Here is a 17,246-nt window from a genome sequence, read left to right as displayed (position 1 = left end):
AGGCGCCAAGCGGCTCCACGTTGAGCTTTGGTGTGTCGGCGACCTGATGCACGACTGTTGTTCCCTTCCCTGTGGCCTGCGCCTTCTGGCGGGCGCGCGCCGTCGGTGAAATACTGTGTACTGTATGCTAGCCTGGGGTGCAATACCCCCGAGACGGCGAAACATGCTGCGGTGCAACGACTTCAGGGGCATGGGTGCGGCGGATGGGCCTGCGTGAAGCCGCCGCAATGCCGGGTCGGTGAAGGCGGCCGAGGCCGGTGCGCGATGCCGCTAAGCAGCATTGCCGCAAGCTGCGGCCGCAGTGAGGCACGGCCTTCCGAGCGGGCGGGCCCGTCCTCTCCTCGCGTGCGTTCAGCGGGGGAAAGCCGGCGGCGCCGCCGCCGGCTTCGTTCATGGTGCCGGGCTCACTCCGCCGCGGCGTGCCGGGTGCCCTTGGTCATCCGCGCCTTGATGGCGCTGATGGCCGGCCAGAACAGCATGACCAAAGCGAGGGTCACGATGGAGCCCACCAGCGGGTTCGACCAGAAGATGGAGAGATGGCCTTGCGACACCAGCATGGCTTGGCGGAACGAGCTTTCCGCCATGTCTCCGAGCACCAGGGCGAGCACCAGGGGCGCCAGGGGATAGTCGAGCTTCTTGAACACATAGCCGACGACGCCGAACACCAGCATCACGGCGATGTCCAGGCCGGCATTGTGCACCGTGTAGGCGCCCACCGCGCAGATCACCAGGATGATCGGCGCGATCACGCTGAACGGGATGCGCAGGATCGCCGCGAACAGCGGCACGGTGGTGAGCACCACGATCAGGCCGGCGATATTGCCGAGATAGATCGAGGCGATCAGGCCCCACACGAAGTCCTTCTGCTCGACGAACAGCAGCGGACCCGGCTGCAGGCCCCAGATCAGCAGGCCACCAAGCAGCACCGCCGCCGTGGGCGAGCCGGGGATGCCGAGCGTGAGCATCGGCAGCAAGGCCGAGGTGCCGGCCGCATGGGCCGCCACTTCCGGCATCACGACGCCTTCCAGCTCGCCCTTGCCGAAATTGGCTCCGTTCTTGGAGAACTTCTTGGCAAGGCCGTAGCTCATGAAGGAGGCGGGGGTCGCGCCGCCGGGGGTGATGCCCATCCAGCAGCCGACGATGGCCGAGCGCAGCATGCCGGCCCAGTAAGCGGGCAGACGCGCCCAGGTCTGGAACACGACCTTCGGATTGATCTTGGCGCTCTTGCCCTTGAAGGCGAGGCCCTCTTCCATGGTCAGGAGGATTTCGCCCACCCCAAACAGGCCGATGACCGCCACCAGGAAGTCGAAGCCGCGCAGCAGTTCCACCGACCCGAAGGTCATGCGCAATTGCCCGGTCACGGTGTCGATGCCCACCGCCGCCAGGGCGAAGCCCAGCGTCATGGCCGCGAGCACCTTGAACGGTGATTCGCGCCCCATGCCCACGAACGAGCAGAAGGTGAGCAGATAGACCGCGAAGAATTCAGCCGGGCCGAATTGCAGCGCGAACTTGGCGATCACCGGGGCCAGGAAGGTGATGAGCAGCACGGCGAAGAAGGCGCCGATGAAGGAGCCGGTGAAGGCCCCGGTCAGCGCTTCGCCCGCCTTGCCCTTCTGGGCCATGGGATGGCCATCGAAGGTTGTCGCAACGGACCAGGGTTCGCCTGGAATGTTGAACAGGATCGACGTGATGGCGCCGCCGAACAGCGCCCCCCAATAAATCGACGAGAGCATGATGATCGCCGAGACCGGCGTCATCGAGAATGTCAGCGGCAGCAGGATGGCGACGCCATTGGCGCCCCCGAGGCCCGGCAGCACGCCGATCAGCACGCCCAGCGCGATGCCGACGAACATGTAGACAATGTTCATCGGATCGGCGAGGACGGAAAAACCTCCGATGAGTGATGTGAGCGCTTCCACGGAATTCCTCCCCTCGGCCCCGGCAACCCTTGCCTGGACATGCGGGTGTTGTGTTTTTGGCGGCGGATGCGGTCGGGTCGGCGTCGCGGCTGAGCCGGGACGGCGCGGGACCTGCGGATTGGCGGGCGCCCGGCGCGCGGGCGGCCGCGATCAATAGCCGAATGCTGTTTCCAGCGGGCCCTTGGGCAGGGGCACCAGGAACCAGACCTCGAACATCACGAACAAGGCCAGCGGCACGCCAATGGCGACCGGGAGGATGATGGGCAGCTTGTACTTGCCGAGCCACCACATGAAGAAGGCGATGAAGATCACCGAGGCAACATAGATGCCGATGAGCGTAATCAGGACGGCATAGACGATGGTCGGCACCAGAACCTTCAGCACCTGCATGAAGGGCTCGCGATCGACGAAATTGGTCAGGTCGGGAGTCTTCGTGATGATGTTCTGCACCATCGTGCCCACGCTGGCGATGAACATGATGAGGCCGATATAGAAGGGAAAATAGCCAGCCTGCGGGCCATCTGCCGCCCAGCGCGCGCCGACGCGCCAGCTATCGGCCATCACCACCACCGCCAGCGCCATGAACATCAGCGCGACGACGATTTCCATCGTGCGGTTTGAGACTGTTTTCTGGGTCTTTTCGACATCCGATGACATGCTTGCAACCTCCCTTTGGAGATCACCGCCGCAGATGGGTGCCGGGACGGCGCAGCCGCCCCGGCGGTCCATCACTTGGCGATGAAGCCCGCCTTCTCCATGAGCGTGCGATGTGTATCGGCGGCCTTGCCGAGCCAGGCCTTATACTCTTCACCGGTCAGGGCCGAGGTGTTGAACGCGCCCTTCTCCATGAAGTCGGCCCAGTCCTTGGTTGCGCGCACGCGCTTGAACAGATCGATATAATAATCGGTCTGTTCCTTGGTGACCTTGGGCGCCATGAAGATGCCGCGCAGCATCAAATATTCGATGTCGAGCCCGCCTTCCTTGCAGGTCGGGATATCGCCCCAGGACTTGTCGGCAGTGACCGGAGTCTTATAGGCGAGGCGCACGTCATCGAACACGCAGATCGGCTTCAGCTCGCCGGCGCGCCATTGCGAGACGGCCTCGATGGGATTGTTGACGGAAGAGGTCACGTGCCCACCGACCAGCTGCGCCGCCACGTCTCCGCCGCCCTTGTACGGGACGTAGATGAACTTGGCGCCGGTCTTCTGCTCGATGGCGGCGGTGATGATCTGGTCTTCCTGCTTGGAGCCGGTGCCGCCCATCTTGAATTCGCTGCCGGGGGCCGCGGTCTTCAGGGCTTCGAGATAGCCCTTCACGTCGGAATAGGGCGCCTTGGCGTTCACCCACAGGACGAATTCGTCGAGCGCCAGCATGGAAACCGGCGTCAGGTCGTCCCATTTGAACGGCACGCCGGTGGCGAGCGGCGTCGTAAAGATGTTGGACAGAGAAATGATGATCTTATGCGGATTGCCGGCGGATCCCTTCATGTCGAGGAAGCCTTCGGCGCCGGCGCCGCCGGACTTGTTGATGACCACCATCGACTGGGTCATCAGATTGTTCTTCTGGATGATGCCCTGAATGACGCGGGCCATCTGGTCGGCGCCGCCGCCGGTGCCGGCGGGAACGATGAATTCCACATTCTTCGTGGGCTCCCACGCAAGCGCGGGCAAGGGCGACAAGGCTGCCGCAGCGGCCAGAACGGCCGCAAACTGCTTCACGGAATTGGCTAGGGCCAAACGCATTCGTTTTTCCTCCCGATCGTCCGCTTTCTTAAGTAAGCGGATCACCTTCCCTAACGTATTGACGTAGCTGCTTTTATTGCCGCTCTGGCTAGGAGCGGATGAGAGAAGAGTATATTGTATGTCAAAGGCGTGCAAATGAAATTGACGCTCCGGCATATCGTGCGCCGAATACTTCAAATCAAAATAAATAATACAATATGCCAGAAGGCGCGGTGCGCAATGCCCGCTCTCCGCCGCATCTTCCTGAATTGAACGGTGTGCAATGCAGCGAAACGGGCGTGTGGGCCGGGGCCTGTGGGCGGCCGAATGTTTCGTCGGCGCGGGCATGATGAAGCGTTTGACCGCATGGCGGCTCAACAACGCTAATAGAGAACGTTCTACCGTTCAAATGGCGATGCCGTCCGAACGGAATGTGCTCAAAGACGTCGCGCGCCGCCGCCATCAGCGATAAGCGACGAATTCCGGCGGCAGCACTTCGTCGGCGCCGGAATACAGGCGTGTCATCTGTTCGGCGGCGGAGGCGATGCGCGGGCCGAGGCGCGCGATGCGGTCGTCGCTCATGCGCACAGCCGGGCCGGATACCGACACAGCGCCAATGGGTTCGCGCCATTCGTTGAAGATGGGCGCCGCCACCGCCCGCATGCCGAGGGTATGTTCCTCGTCATCGATGGCGAAGCCGCGCGCCTCGATCGCACCCACATCGTCCATCAGCGAACGCTCGGTGCGGTGGGTGCGCACCGTGAAGGCTTCATAGCGCATCTGGGCGAGGCAGGCGCCGCGGAACGCCGGGCTCGCCACCGCCAGGATGCATTTTCCCGCGGCCGTGGCGTGCAGCGGCAGGCGCGCGCCGAGCCGGAAGAAGGCGCGCACCGCCGAATGACCCTCGGCCTGGGCCACCACCACCAGTTCGTTGCCGTCGAACATGGCGAGATTCACCGTCTCGTCGGTCTCGTGCAGCAGGCGCCGGATCACCGGGCGGCCGATATCCGGCAGCTTGCGGATGCGCAGGTACGCCGCGCCGATGCGGAACAGGCCGAGGCCCACCGTCCATAGGCCGTTCTCATGGTCATGGTTCACCAGCTGGCGCTTCTGCAAGGTCGCCAGCAGGCGATGCACGGTGGAAGCCGGCAGGTCCGCCTTCTTGGCGATATCCGACAGGCTCATCCCGTCAGCGTCCGCAAGCACGCGCAGCAGGGCCACCGCGCGATCCAGCGACTGCACTTCTCCGCCCGCGTCCGGGGCGGTGGAGGCGGGGCGGCCGCGGCGGCGGGGCAGGATCTCGGTATCTGGCATGGGTGGTTTCGCCCAATTCATGGCTCCGTGACGGAAGCCAGCGGGGCGCACCTTACAGCGAAACGGGGGTGCGGCGAGCCGCTGTGACAATTTTCCACATTCTGGAAAGATTTCTCACGAATATCATGAAATAGGATTTGACGACGGCACCGGTCGTCTGGTTTTCTGGTATACATTATACGGCATTCGAGCGGGAAGCTCGGGGCATGGGAGGCAACGCCATGAAGGTTTGCATTTACGGGGCGGGGGCCATCGGCGGGTATCTGGGCGTGCAGCTGTCGCTGGCCGGCGCCGATGTCAGCCTCGTGGCGCGGGGCGGGCATCTGGAGGCGATGCAGCAGAACGGGGTCAAGCTGCTCATCAACGGCGAGGAGCGTGTCGCCAAGGTGCGCGCCACCGACGATCCCGCCGAACTCGGCCCGCAGGATTATGTCTTCATCGCCCTCAAGGCCCATTCGGTGCCGAGCGTGGTGGATCGCATGCGCCCGCTGCTGGGCAATGATACCAGCGTCGTCACCGCCGTGAACGGCGTGCCCTATTGGTATTTCTACAAGTCCGGCGGCGCCTTGGAAGGCCGCACGCTGGAAAGCATCGATCCGGGTGGAAAGCAGTGGGACGTGCTGCGCCCCGAGCGGGCCATCGGCTGTATCGTCTATCCGGCGACCGAGGTGGTCGCTCCTGGCGTCATCCAGCACGTCTATGGCGACAAATTCCCGATCGGCGAGCCTTCGGGCGAGAAGAGCGCCCGCGTCGAGCGCCTCAGCGAGATGATGGGCAAGGCCGGCCTGCGCGCGCCGGTGCTGGACAATATCCGCGACGAATTATGGCTCAAGCTGTGGGGCAATCTCTGCTTCAATCCCATCAGCGCCCTGACCCATGCGACGCTGGACGTGATCGCCTCCGATCCCGATACCCGCGCCGTCGCCCGGTCGATGATGATCGAGGCGCAGACCATCGCCAATCGGCTCGGCGTGAATTTCCGCGTGGATGTGGAGCGCCGCATCAATGGCGCCGGCGCCGTGGGGGCGCACAAGACCTCCATGCTCCAGGATCTGGAGCGGGACCGGCCGATGGAAATCGACCCCCTGGTGACCGTGGTGCAGGAAATGGGGCGCCTGGTGGATGTGCCGACCCCCACCCTCGACGTGGTGCTGGCCCTGGTGCGCCAGCGCGCCGCCGTCGCCGGTCTCGGCGGGCATCTGTCCTGCCCGCCCCTGACCGCTGCCGACCTCGCCTCCGCAAAGGCGGTGGCGCACTGAGCCTTGGCGCAAATCGGGCCGCTCGCGGGGCGGCTCGCATTCTTTAAGGATTGCCCTGGGACCGCGCGCCCAAACCCGCACCTGGGGCAAGACGGGCCTCGTCGCGGCCAGGGCCGGGCGGGGCACCGGCGCCGAGGCCCGTCAATTCATTTCCCGCCCGCGCGGGCGGAATACGCCTCCCTCCAGAGCATCTTGGGCCGGTCCGGGTTTCGGGCCGGCCTCTCTTTTATGCGGCGATGGGGGGAGGGCTTCAGCGACGCCGATCTCTGATCGAAGCGCGAGACGTTTCAAGCGGATAGGTGGGAAATCAGGGGTCGCGCACCTGCCGCGAACGGGCGTGGTCCACCGGGCATCGGCCCGGCGGAAAAGCTCACTCGGCGGCCATGGCCACCGGCGCGCCGGTGTGACTGAAATCGCCGGCATTGAGCGCGACACCGGTGAGGGCGTAGCCGAGGACGAGGACGGCAAAGACGGCAATGCGCTTCAGCATGACGGATCTCATAACTAAATTCTGGTCCCCAAAAGGGACCGCGGCTGGCGACACGGTGCCGCCACACTGGTTCCCATTTGGTTAAACCCGGCTCACCGGAGGGCTGCGCCCACCGTCCGCATTTCAAGGTGGTTAATGTCGCAGACGTGCGACTGGTTCCTACCTTTCTGCAACGCAGCACGCAACTCTACCAACGTCTGCCGTCCACACCCGTCTGGACAGGCGCGCCCGCCGCGTCTAGACCCGGCCGAGCCTCCCGCACCGCAAAGAATCCCGATGCTTCGCAAACTCTATGATTGGGTGATCGCCTATTCCGCGCGCCCGTCCGCGCCCTGGGCCTTGGGCGTGGTCTCGTTCGCGGAAAGCTCCATCTTTCCCATTCCGCCGGATGTGCTTCAGGTGCCCATGACCCTGGCCCGGCCGGACAAGGCCTGGACCTATGCGCTCATCGCCACACTGTCATCGGTCGCCGGCGGGCTGGTGGGCTATGCCATCGGCGCGCTGCTCTATGACAGCGTGGGGCAATTCCTCATCAATCTCTATGGCTACGGCCAGAAGGTGGAGGGCTTTCGCGAAGCCTATGCTCATTACGGTCATTGGGTGATCCTGCTGAAGGGGATCACGCCCATCCCCTACAAGCTCGTCACCATCACCTCGGGCTTTGCCAATTATAATCTATTCTGGTTCATGGTGTTGTCGCTGATCACCCGCGGCGCGCGCTTCTTTCTGCTGGCGGCGCTCCTGCGCTATTTCGGCCCGGCCGCCCGTGAATTCATCGAGAAGCGCCTCGGCCTTGTCACCCTCGGGCTGCTCGCCGTGGTGGTCATCGGCCTGGTGGTCGCCGCCTATCTCGTGTGAAGAGGGGCCGCAATGGTCCCTCGTTCGTTCGGTGCCGGCCGTGCGAGCGGCGTTGTGGGCCGCTCGCACGGGCGCTATCAGGCGCCGGTCACCACAGAGCAGGGCTGGCATTGTGGGCCGGACCCCAATGGGGATCCTTGGCCGGATCCTCATGGGTCGGCGCGGTCCAATTGAAGGGGAAGGCGGTCGGGGCGCTGGCCAGAGCTACGGGCTGCGCCGCAGCAGGAAGCAACCGCTCATGAGTCTGAGCCGGCTTGTGCTTGGTGGCAGCAAACGCGGATGGCGTTGCCGCAACGGTGAGGGAAGCCAGGAGTGTCAGCGAAAGAAGGCTTTTCGAAACGGTGCGCATGTCGGCATCTCCAATGGGTTTGGATGCCGAGATTTAACCGCCACGGGCGATGACAATCACTCATGCTTTAGGTTCGAGCCGTAAGACTTACGTATCGTAAATAGATACGTTAGTTTAACTTAAGATCTCGAAGATGTGAGAGGGTGCGCGATCTGTCGAATGCTGTCAACTATTTGATCGGTTCCGCGGCCACATTTTCGTAATTTGTTCCAAATCTTGCCGGGATTGAAGCGCTCGCCGGCGATGCCGCAATTGGCCGCCGCCTGCGGCGCGATCAAACGCGGCCTCTCTCGCGCCATGTCTCAATCCGAGCCGTTCCGGGCGCCCACAGTGGTGTGGGCGGGCGCCTGGATCGTGTCGGGCTGTCGCAGCGTGGTGGCGTTTCAGCGGGGCAGGGTGGTTTCGCCCATCAGGTCCTTGTCGATGGCGTGCGCAGCCTGACGGCCCTCGCGGATCGCCCACACCACCAGCGACTGGCCACGCCGCATGTCGCCCGCCGCATAGAGCTTGGGCACGGAGGTGAGATAGGCGGTCTCGTCGGCTTCCACATTGCCGCGCTTATCATAGGTGACGCCGGACTGGTCCAGCATGCCCTCGTGCAGCGGCGCGGCGAAGCCGATGGCGAGGAACACCAGATCGGCGCGCAGCACGAATTCCGTGCCGGGGATGGGCTGGCGCCGCTCGTCCACGCGCACGCACTTCACGCCGGTGACGCGGCCGTTGCGGCCCTCGATGCCGAGCGTTGCGCAGGCGAACTCGCGCTCGGCGCCTTCCGCTTGGGAAGAGGAGGTGCGGAACTTGGTGGGCCAATAGGGCCACACCGCCAGCTTGTCCTCCTTCATGGGCGGTACCTGGCGGATGTCCAGCTGGGACACCGAAAGCGCGCCCTGGCGGAACGCCGTGCCCACGCAGTCGGATGCGGTATCGCCGCCGCCCACCACCACCACATGGCGGCCGGAAGCCAGCAGGGGATGCTCGCGGCCCACATCCTCGCCACCGACGCGGCGATTCTGCTGCACCAGATAGGGCATGGCGAAATGCACGCCCTCGAATTCCTGGCCCGGCAGGCGCGGGTCGCGCGGGGCTTCCGAACCGCCGGCCAGCAGCACTGCGTCGTAATTGTCGAGCAATTCCTGAACCGGCTTCGTCACGCCGACATTGACGCCATAATGGAATGTGACGCCTTCCGCCTCCATCTGGGCGACGCGGCGGTCGATGTGCACCTTCTCCATCTTGAAGTCGGGGATGCCGTAGCGCAGCAGGCCGCCGGCCTTGGGCTCGCGCTCGAACACATGCACGTCGTGGCCCGCGCGGGCGAGCTGCTGGGCGGCGGCAAGGCCGGCCGGGCCGGAGCCGACCACGGCCACCGAGCGTCCGGTCTTCGCCTGCGCCGGCTCGGGCCTGATCCAGCCGTTCTTCCACGCCTTGTCGGCGATCGCCTGTTCCACCGTCTTGATGGTGACCGGCACGTCTTCCAGGTTCAGCGTGCAGGCTTCCTCGCACGGGGCGGGGCAGATGCGGCCGGTGAACTCGGGGAAATTATTGGTGGAATGGAGGTTGCGCGACGCCTCCTCCCAATCGCCCTGATAGACGAGGTCGTTCCAGTCCGGGATTTGGTTGTGCACCGGGCAGCCGGTGGGACCGTGGCAGAAGGGAATGCCGCAATCCATGCAGCGGGCGGCCTGATTCGCCACCTCGGGGTCGGGCAGGGGCAAGGTGAATTCGCGAAAATGGCGAATGCGGTCGGACGCGGGCTGATACTTCTGCTCGCGCCGATCAATTTCCAGGAACCCCGTAACCTTACCCATTCGATCCCCTCCAGGAGCCGCGTCGCGCGCCCGGCGCCGATAGCTCCATTACAAGAATTGTTCCAGCTTGAGGACTCCGCTTTTGCGGCATGCGACCCCAAAGCCCTCTCCCGCGTGCGGGGGAGGGTTGGGTGGGGGCGCCGCGCTGCGGCGGATGTCGTGCTGAGGGCCGCCGGAAGCTTTCTTGCTTCCGCGCCCCCTCGCCCCCCTGCCCCGCACGCGGGAAAGGGGGGCGGGACGTGCGGAAACTTTATTCCGCCGCCTGAAGACCGCGCCGCTTTTCCATCTCGCGCAAGGCACGGCGATATTCCACCGGCATGACTTTCACGAATTTGCTGCGGTAATCGGCCCAATTATCCAGGATCGTCTGGGCGCGGGTGGAGCCGGTATAGTGCAGATGCTTGGCGATCAACTGGTGCAAGCGCTCCTCGTCATGCCGGGACATGTCGCCCTGCACGTCGATGCGGCCCTTGAACTCCAGATCGCCGCCATGATGGTGCAGGCGTTCCAGAAGGTCTTCCTCTTCTTCCACCGGCTCGATATCCACCATGGAGAGGTTGCAGCGCTTGGCGAAGCTCTTGTCCTCGTCCAGCACATAGGCGACGCCGCCGGACATGCCGGCCGCGAAATTCCGCCCGGTCTGGCCGATCACCACCACGATGCCGCCGGTCATATATTCGCAGCCATGGTCGCCGGTGCCTTCAACGACGGCGACTGCCCCCGAATTGCGCACCGCGAAGCGCTCGCCCGCGACCCCGCGGAAATAGCATTCCCCATCGGTGGCGCCGTACATCACCGTATTGCCGACGATGATGGATTCCTCCGCGACGATGATGGAATTGGCCGGCGGGCGCACGACGATGCGGCCGCCCGAGAGGCCCTTGCCTACGTAATCGTTCGCTTCGCCCACGAGGTTCACCGTCACGCCGGTCATGAGGAAGGCGCCGAACGCCTGGCCCGCGGTGCCGGAGAGGTTCACCGTGATGGTGTCGTCCGGCAGGCCGGCGCCGCCATGGCGCTTGGCCACCTCGCCCGAGAGCATGGCGCCCACCGAGCGGTCCACGCTGCGGATCGGGCTGTCGATCACCACCTTTTCGCCGCGCTCCAGCGCGGGCATGGCCTTGGCGATCAGGGTGCGGTCGAGCACCTTCTCGATCGGGTGGTGTTGGCGCTCGTTGTGGCGGATGGAGACGTCCGCCGGCATGTTCGGCTGGGCGAAGATGCGGGAGAAGTCGAGCCCGTTCGCCTTCCAATGGTCGATGGCCGGCTGGCGGTCCAAGGCGTCCACCCGGCCCACCATCTCTTCCACCGAGCGGAAGCCGAGCTGCGCCATGATCTCGCGCATCTCCTCCGCGATGAAGAAGAAATAATTGATCACGTGCTCGGGCGTGCCCTTGAAGCGCTTGCGCAGCACCGGGTCCTGGGTCGCCACGCCCACCGGGCAGGTGTTCAGATGGCACTTGCGCATCATGATGCAGCCCGCCGCGATCAGGGGCGCGGTGGAGAAGCCGAACTCGTCGGCTCCCAGCAGCGCGCCGATGACGGCATCGCGGCCGGTGCGCAGCCCGCCGTCCACCTGCAACACGATGCGGCCGCGCAGCCGGTTCGCCACCAGGGTCTGCTGGGTCTCGGCAAGGCCGATCTCCCACGGCGAGCCGGCGTGCTTGATGGCGGTGAGCGGGGACGCGCCCGTGCCGCCCTCGAAGCCGGAAATGGTGATGTGGTCGGCGCGCGCCTTGGCGACGCCCGCCGCGACTGTGCCCACGCCCACTTCCGACACCAACTTCACCGAGACGTCCGCCGCCGGATTGACGTTCTTCAGGTCATAGATGAGCTGCGCCAGATCCTCGATGGAATAGATATCGTGGTGCGGCGGCGGCGAGATGAGGCCGACGCCGGGGGTGGAGTGGCGCACCTTGGCGATCACCGCATCGACCTTGTGGCCGGGCAATTGGCCGCCCTCGCCGGGCTTGGCACCCTGCGCGACCTTGATCTGCATGACGTCGGAATTGACCAGATATTCCGTGGTCACGCCGAACCGGCCCGAGGCCACCTGCTTAATGGCCGAGCGCATGGAATCGCCGTTGGGCAGAGGCTTGTAGCGCTCCGCCTCCTCGCCGCCCTCGCCGGTATTCGACTTGCCGCCGATCCGGTTCATGGCGATGGCGAGCGTGGTGTGCGCCTCGCGCGAGATGGAGCCGAACGACATGGCGCCCGTGGAGAAGCGCTTGACGATCTCGGCCGCCGGCTCGACATCGGCCAGGTCCACCGGCGCATTACCGATCTCGCCCGCATCGCGCAGGCGGAACAGCGAGCGGATGGTAAGCGGCTGGCCGTCCGCCGGCGCGTTCATCATCTTGGCGAAGGCGCGGTAATGATCCTGCGCATTGCCGCGCACGGCATGCTGGAGGGTGGCGACGCTGTCGGGCGACCAAGCATGCTCCTCGCCGCGGATGCGATAGGCATATTCCCCGCCCACGTCGAGCGCGAGCCGGTAGACCGGCGCGTCGGAGAAGGCGAGCTTGTGCCGGCGCACGGTCTCTTCCGCCACCTCGGAGAGGCCCACGCCCTCGATGGTGGTGGCGGTGCCGAAGAAATACTTCGCCACCAGCTCGGATGAGAGGCCGACGGCGTCGAAGATCTGCGCGCCGCAATAGGATTGATAGGTGGAGATGCCCATCTTGGACATCACCTTCAGCAATCCCTTGTCCACCGACTTGATGAAGCGCTTGACGATCTCGGTCTCGTCCACTTCCTCGGGAATGTCTTCCTTCATGCCCAGCAGGGTCTCGAAGGCGAGGTAGGGGTTGATCGCTTCCGCGCCATAGCCGGCGAGGCAGGCGAAATGGTGCACTTCGCGCGCTTCGCCGGTCTCCACCACGAGCCCCACCGAGGTACGCAGGCCGGTGCGGATGAGATGATGATGCACCGCCGCCGTCGCCAGCAAGGACGGGATCGGGATGCGGTCCGGCCCGATCATGCGGTCGGATAGGATGATGATATTGTAACCGCCGTGGACAGCCGCCTCGGCGCGTTCGCACAGGCGCTCCAGCGCGCCTTCCATGCCCGCCGCGCCCTTGTCGGTCGCATAAGTGATGTCGAGCGTGCGGGTGTCGAACCGCTCCTCCATGAAGCCGATGGAGCGGATCTTCTCCAGATCCTCATTGGTGAGGATGGGCTGGCGCACTTCCAGGCGCTTGCGGCGGGCATTGCCTTCGAGATCGAAGATGTTCGGCCGCGGGCCGATGAACGAGACCAGGCTCATGACCAGTTCCTCGCGGATCGGGTCGATGGGCGGGTTGGTCACCTGGGCGAAATTCTGCTGGAAGTAGGAATACAGCAGCTTCGACTTGTTGGAGAGCACCGAGATGGGCGTATCCGTGCCCATGGAGCCGACCGCTTCCTGGCCGGTCACGGCCATGGGAGCCATGAGCAGCTTCAGGTCTTCCTGGGTGTAGCCGAACGCCTGCTGGCGATCGAGCAGCGACACGTCGGTGCGCACCTCGCGCGCTTCGACCTTGCGCAGGTCCTCCAGCACCAATTGGGTGCGCTTCAGCCATTCCTTGTAGGGATGGGCGCGGGCGAGCGAGGTCTTGATCTCCTCGTCGGGCACGAGCCTGCCTTCCACCAGGTCCACCAGCAGCATCTTGCCGGGTTGGAGGCGCCACTTGGTGACGATCTTCTCCTCCGGCAGGGTGAGCACGCCCATTTCCGAGGCGAGCACGATGGTATCGTCGCTCGTCACCATGTAGCGCGCCGGGCGCAGGCCGTTGCGATCGAGGGTGGCGATGATCTGGCGCCCGTCGGTGGCGACGATGGCCGCCGGCCCGTCCCACGGCTCCATGAGGGCGGCGTGATATTCGTAGAAGGCGCGCCGCTCCTCATCCATGAGCGGATTGCCCGCCCAGGCCTCGGGCACCAGCATCATGGCCGCGTGGGGCAGCGAATAGCCGCCCTGGGTCAGGAATTCGAGCGCATTGTCGAAGCAGGCGGTGTCCGACTGCCCTTCATAGGAGATCGGCCACAGCTTGGAGATGTCGGCGCCGAACAATTCGGTGTCCACCGACGCCTGCCGCGCCGCCATCCAGTTCACATTGCCGCGCAGCGTGTTGATCTCGCCGTTATGGGCGACCATCCGATAGGGATGGGCCAGCGGCCAGGCCGGGAAGGTGTTGGTGGAGAAGCGCTGATGCACCAGCGCCAGCGCGCTCTCGAAATCGGGATCGTGCAAGTCGGGATAATAGGCGCCCAGCTGGTCGGCCAGGAACATGCCCTTGTAGACCAGGGTGCGGCACGACAGGGACACCGGATAATAGCCGGCAGTGCGCGGGTCCTTGGCGTCATAGATGACGTTGGAGATCATCTTGCGCAGCACGAACAGGCGGCGCTCGAAGGCGTCCTCGTCGGCGATGCTCTCGCCGCGGCCGAGGAAGATATGCACATGGCGCGGCTCGGTGGGCAGCACGCTTTCGCCGAGCGAGGAATTGTCGGTGGGCACGTCGCGCCAGCCGAGCAGGCTCAGGCCCTCCTCGGCGACCAGCCGCTCGAACGCGGCGCGCACGATCGCTTCGCCCTCCGCGTCACGGGGCAGGAAGATGTGGCCGACGGCATAATGGCCGGGCTCGGGCAAAGAGAAGCCGAGGCGCGCGGCTTCCTTGGCGAAGAAGCGATGGGGAATCTGCACCAGCATGCCGGCGCCGTCGCCCGCGCGCGGATCCGCGCCCACGGCGCCGCGATGCTCCAGGTTGAGCAGGATCTGGATGCCGTCCTCGATGATGCGATGGGACTTGCGGCCCTTGATATCGGCGATGAAGCCGACGCCACAGGCATCCCGCTCCTGGGCGGGATCGAACAGGCCGAAAGCTTTGGGCCGACCGACAATCGCGCCGGCATTCACGGCGGCGGCGCGCTGAGCCACCCGTCCGGTCAAACCTTCCCTGCGATCGGTCGCATCCATGATTTTGCCCTCTCCCTGATGCCGGAGCCGTGCCGGCAGACTGCAACCCTCGCTGATCGGCGCGCTTCCGCGCGTAAAAGCGCGCGTCCTGGACAGACGCTCGCGATGACCGACAGCTGAGACGCTATTGATAGGGCAGTAGCCCTGCCCTATCTCGCTGAACATGACAGAAAAGCGGCAAACTCACAAGATCAACGCCCCTGCATTTGGCGAAGCCCAGCAGAGGAAATTGCGCATCGCTGCCACCCGACGCAAGAACGGTACGGCGCGGCGGCGTTTCGCGCAATGGCGTTGCTGCGGGGCCGCCGATTGCCGCCCCTTCGCCGCAATCGGGCTTGCGCCCAGGTTTACGCCTGGGTTTGCGCTTGCGACGGTTTGCGTTTCGCGTGCGATGCAGCAGTGGGCCGGCCTGGATGGCGGCGGGCATAAAAAAAGCGCCGCGTGGAGCGCGGCGCTTTAAGAGGTCCCCGTCCGGAGGACGGGGGACCTGCGATCACTTCAGAGCGTTGAAGGAGGTCGCGAAGGAGAGGCTGGCGACGATCTTATCACCGCAGGCATTGTTGTTGCCGATGATGAAGGCGCAATCGTTGCCGCTGAGGTCGGTGCCGGAATAGCGCACGTCAATCGTGGCGGCCTTATAGGTGAAGCCGATGCCGGCATTCCACCAGTTGTAGCCGGGGATCGAGGTGTCGTAGGTGATGCCAGCGAAGTTGGTCACCGAATAGCTGTAGGCGGCGGTGTCGAGCCACTGATGGCCGAACTCACCCGACAGGTACCAGCCGAAGTCGCCACCCGGGCCGAAGGCCGGCAGGGGAACCTTGACGGTGCCGGACAGGGCGGTGCCGTCCGTGCCGGTGGAGGCGAAGTCGCTGGACCAGAAGAGGTTCAGGCCGACGGTCAGCCAGGGCGCCACCACATAGGTGGGCTTCGCGTAGATTTCCCAATAATTATAGTCGGTCGAACCGGGGCCGGTCTTCAGCAGCGTGGTCGGGTCGATGCTGTTGCCGCTGCCGGGATAGGTGTAGTAGGCGCCGCCGACGTCGAGGCTGAAGTTGCCCCAGGTGTGGCGCAGGCCACCGGCGAAGTCGACTTCAAGCGAGCTGTTGCCGTCCCAGAGGAAGTTCTCAACCCAGTTCTGGTTGGACGCCCACACGTTGAAATAGACCCAGTCGAACATCTGCAGCTCGACGAAGCCCTGGATCGCCGGGTTGTTGTTCGTCTGGCTGATACCACGGAACAGATAATCGGAGGTTCCGGTCACGCCGAAGGCCAGATCCCACATGGGGGCGACGGGCGCGGGGGCCACGGCCTTCACCGGCATGGTGCTCAGGTCGGCGGCGGAAGCGGCGCCCGAAAGCAGCATGCTGGCAGCTGCGGCAATAACGATCTTCTTCATCAAGTGACCCCCAATGGATATCTGCACAGATTGAGACCAAATTTTTGCAGGCGTTCCAATGAGAAATTTAAGGCACAACCTGCCTGTGCTTTAGGCAAAGCCGCATGGATGCTGGATTTCGATGTTGCAAAAGTGCAACGCAAAGATGAAACCGCTTCGCGCCACGCTTGGGCGGAACTGTGGCGACACCACGTCGGTGAATATTTTATGGCGTCTTGATGTGTTACTGACGCAACAGGAAGAGGGGCCTGCCCCGCTCCGGCACCTTGGCCCAGCCGCCATCTTCCTGCCGTGCGAATCGCAGCGGCGTGCCGCCGGAGCCGGACGCCATCAGCACATTGCCACCCTCGATGCTCCAGGACACCGGACCGAACTGGGTGATGGCGGGATCGCATGGCGTGCCGAGTAGCAGCTTGCGCCCGCCGTTCGCGGCCGCCTCTTCCAGCAGTACCACATGGCAGATCGGCGTGCCGGCGACACGCGCCAGGTCCCAATCGCCGAGCATTTCTTCCACGCGCACCGCCGTCGCATCGGCGCTCGCCGCCGGGCTGGCGAGGAAATAGACGCCGTCGCCCTCCCGCAGCGCCTCGTAATTGCCCGCTGTCGCTTGGCCGAACTCCACCACCAGCCGGCCCTGCGCGTTCATCAGGCGGATCGCCCCGGACGAATCGGGCGTCCAGGCCACCACCTGCTGCATGAAGCCGATGCCGGTGCAGGCGCCGGCATCGAAGACCAGGGCGAAGCCGTTGGCCGCGGATTCGGTTTTCAGGGTGAGCGGGCATTTGCGCTGGTCGTCAGCGCTGCTGAGCACGAACGCGCCGGCCGCCTGTTCCGCCTGCGCGCGTAATACGGGATCGACCTTGCCGGCATCGGCCTTCGCGGGGTCGACCTTGGCGGGATCGGATTTCCCACCCGCCGCCGGCTTGGTGGGCGCCTGGGGTCTGGCGGCCGGCTTCTGCGACGCCGAACCTGTGCCACCGGCCTGGGCGAGCTTATCGAACTGGGCCGGCGACTGTGCCTGCGCGGCGGCAGCGGCGGGCGTCTGCGCGAAGGCGGGGGCTTGCGCAAGGGCAGGGGCTTGCGCAAGGGCAGGGGCATGCGCAAGGGCAGGGGCGATCAGCGCAACGGCGCAGACAAGGCGAAGGCGACGCATGATCCGATTCCGTCTCACCACG

General features: G+C 64.9%; 11 protein-coding genes. 2 read left to right on the top strand and 9 right to left on the bottom strand.

Annotated elements, in window-relative coordinates:
- Positions 1–404 precede the first annotated feature (404 nt).
- The 4 genes from V5G24_RS21875 to V5G24_RS21860 form a co-directional block, all read right to left on the bottom strand.
- The gene (locus V5G24_RS21875) at positions 405–1,919 is read right to left on the bottom strand and encodes a tripartite tricarboxylate transporter permease (RefSeq protein ID WP_394083290.1); all 1,515 of its coding nucleotides are present in this window, start codon (positions 1,917–1,919) and stop codon (positions 405–407) included.
- 150 nt (positions 1,920–2,069) lie between these two features.
- A complete protein-coding gene (locus V5G24_RS21870) occupies positions 2,070–2,576 on the bottom strand; it encodes a tripartite tricarboxylate transporter TctB family protein (protein ID WP_394083292.1) in 507 nt (168 codons plus the stop codon).
- 71 nt (positions 2,577–2,647) lie between these two features.
- A complete protein-coding gene (locus V5G24_RS21865; RefSeq protein WP_394083294.1) occupies positions 2,648–3,661 on the bottom strand; it encodes a Bug family tripartite tricarboxylate transporter substrate binding protein in 1,014 nt (337 codons plus the stop codon).
- Positions 3,662–4,102: 441 nt separating this feature from the next.
- Positions 4,103–4,954 (bottom strand): IclR family transcriptional regulator, encoded by an 852-nt coding sequence (locus V5G24_RS21860; protein ID WP_394083296.1) that lies wholly within the window; start codon positions 4,952–4,954, stop codon positions 4,103–4,105.
- 221 nt (positions 4,955–5,175) lie between these two features.
- Here V5G24_RS21860 and V5G24_RS21855 point away from each other — a divergent pair, with 221 nt between their 5' ends.
- Both V5G24_RS21855 and V5G24_RS21850 read left to right on the top strand, forming a co-directional pair.
- On the top strand, positions 5,176–6,213 hold the full coding sequence (locus V5G24_RS21855; RefSeq protein WP_394083298.1) for a 2-dehydropantoate 2-reductase: 1,038 nt from the start codon (positions 5,176–5,178) through the stop codon (positions 6,211–6,213).
- Between the two features lie 766 nt (positions 6,214–6,979).
- Entirely contained in the window at positions 6,980–7,561 is a 582-nt protein-coding gene (locus tag V5G24_RS21850; RefSeq protein WP_394083300.1) for a YqaA family protein, read from the top strand.
- 88 nt (positions 7,562–7,649) lie between these two features.
- Here V5G24_RS21850 and V5G24_RS21845 read toward each other — a convergent pair whose 3' ends face one another.
- The 5 genes from V5G24_RS21845 to V5G24_RS21825 form a co-directional block, all read right to left on the bottom strand.
- Entirely contained in the window at positions 7,650–7,910 is a 261-nt protein-coding gene (locus V5G24_RS21845) for a hypothetical protein (RefSeq protein WP_509292267.1), read from the bottom strand.
- 383 nt (positions 7,911–8,293) lie between these two features.
- Positions 8,294–9,718, bottom strand: coding sequence for a glutamate synthase subunit beta (locus V5G24_RS21840; protein WP_394083302.1), 1,425 nt, complete (start codon positions 9,716–9,718; stop codon positions 8,294–8,296).
- A 250-nt stretch (positions 9,719–9,968) separates the two neighbouring features.
- Positions 9,969–14,675 carry a glutamate synthase large subunit gene (gltB, locus tag V5G24_RS21835; RefSeq protein ID WP_394083304.1) on the bottom strand — a complete coding sequence of 1,569 codons (4,707 nt, stop codon included), beginning with the start codon at positions 14,673–14,675 and terminating at the stop codon, positions 9,969–9,971.
- Positions 14,676–15,168: 493 nt separating this feature from the next.
- Positions 15,169–16,071: a TorF family putative porin gene (locus tag V5G24_RS21830; protein ID WP_394083306.1), complete on the bottom strand. Its 903-nt coding sequence runs from the start codon at positions 16,069–16,071 to the stop codon at positions 15,169–15,171.
- A gap of 223 nt (positions 16,072–16,294) precedes the next feature.
- Entirely contained in the window at positions 16,295–17,224 is a 930-nt protein-coding gene (locus V5G24_RS21825; protein ID WP_394083308.1) for a protease inhibitor Inh/omp19 family protein, read from the bottom strand.
- Between the last annotated feature and the right edge of the window lie 22 nt (positions 17,225–17,246).

It is taken from the genome of Roseixanthobacter finlandensis (assembly GCF_043195105.2).
In the GTDB taxonomy this organism is placed as follows: Bacteria; Pseudomonadota; Alphaproteobacteria; order Rhizobiales; family Xanthobacteraceae; genus NCEH01.
This window is presented reverse-complemented; position numbering and strand designations above follow the sequence as displayed.

Bases quoted from the DNA above. Each gene is read 5' to 3' on its own strand.
- V5G24_RS21870 (WP_394083292.1), bottom strand. From the start codon at position 2,576: ATGTCATCGGATGTCGAAAAGACCCAGAAAACAGTCTCAAACCGCACG.
- V5G24_RS21865 (WP_394083294.1), bottom strand. From the start codon at position 3,661: ATGCGTTTGGCCCTAGCCAATTCCGTGAAGCAGTTTGCGGCCGTTCTG.
- V5G24_RS21860 (WP_394083296.1), bottom strand. From the start codon at position 4,954: ATGCCAGATACCGAGATCCTGCCCCGCCGCCGCGGCCGCCCCGCCTCC.
- V5G24_RS21855 (WP_394083298.1), top strand. From the start codon at position 5,176: ATGAAGGTTTGCATTTACGGGGCGGGGGCCATCGGCGGGTATCTGGGC.
- V5G24_RS21850 (WP_394083300.1), top strand. From the start codon at position 6,980: ATGCTTCGCAAACTCTATGATTGGGTGATCGCCTATTCCGCGCGCCCG.
- V5G24_RS21845 (WP_509292267.1), bottom strand. From the start codon at position 7,910: ATGCGCACCGTTTCGAAAAGCCTTCTTTCGCTGACACTCCTGGCTTCC.
- V5G24_RS21840 (WP_394083302.1), bottom strand. From the start codon at position 9,718: ATGGGTAAGGTTACGGGGTTCCTGGAAATTGATCGGCGCGAGCAGAAG.
- gltB (WP_394083304.1), bottom strand. From the start codon at position 14,675: ATGGATGCGACCGATCGCAGGGAAGGTTTGACCGGACGGGTGGCTCAG.
- V5G24_RS21830 (WP_394083306.1), bottom strand. From the start codon at position 16,071: ATGAAGAAGATCGTTATTGCCGCAGCTGCCAGCATGCTGCTTTCGGGC.
- V5G24_RS21825 (WP_394083308.1), bottom strand. From the start codon at position 17,224: ATGCGTCGCCTTCGCCTTGTCTGCGCCGTTGCGCTGATCGCCCCTGCC.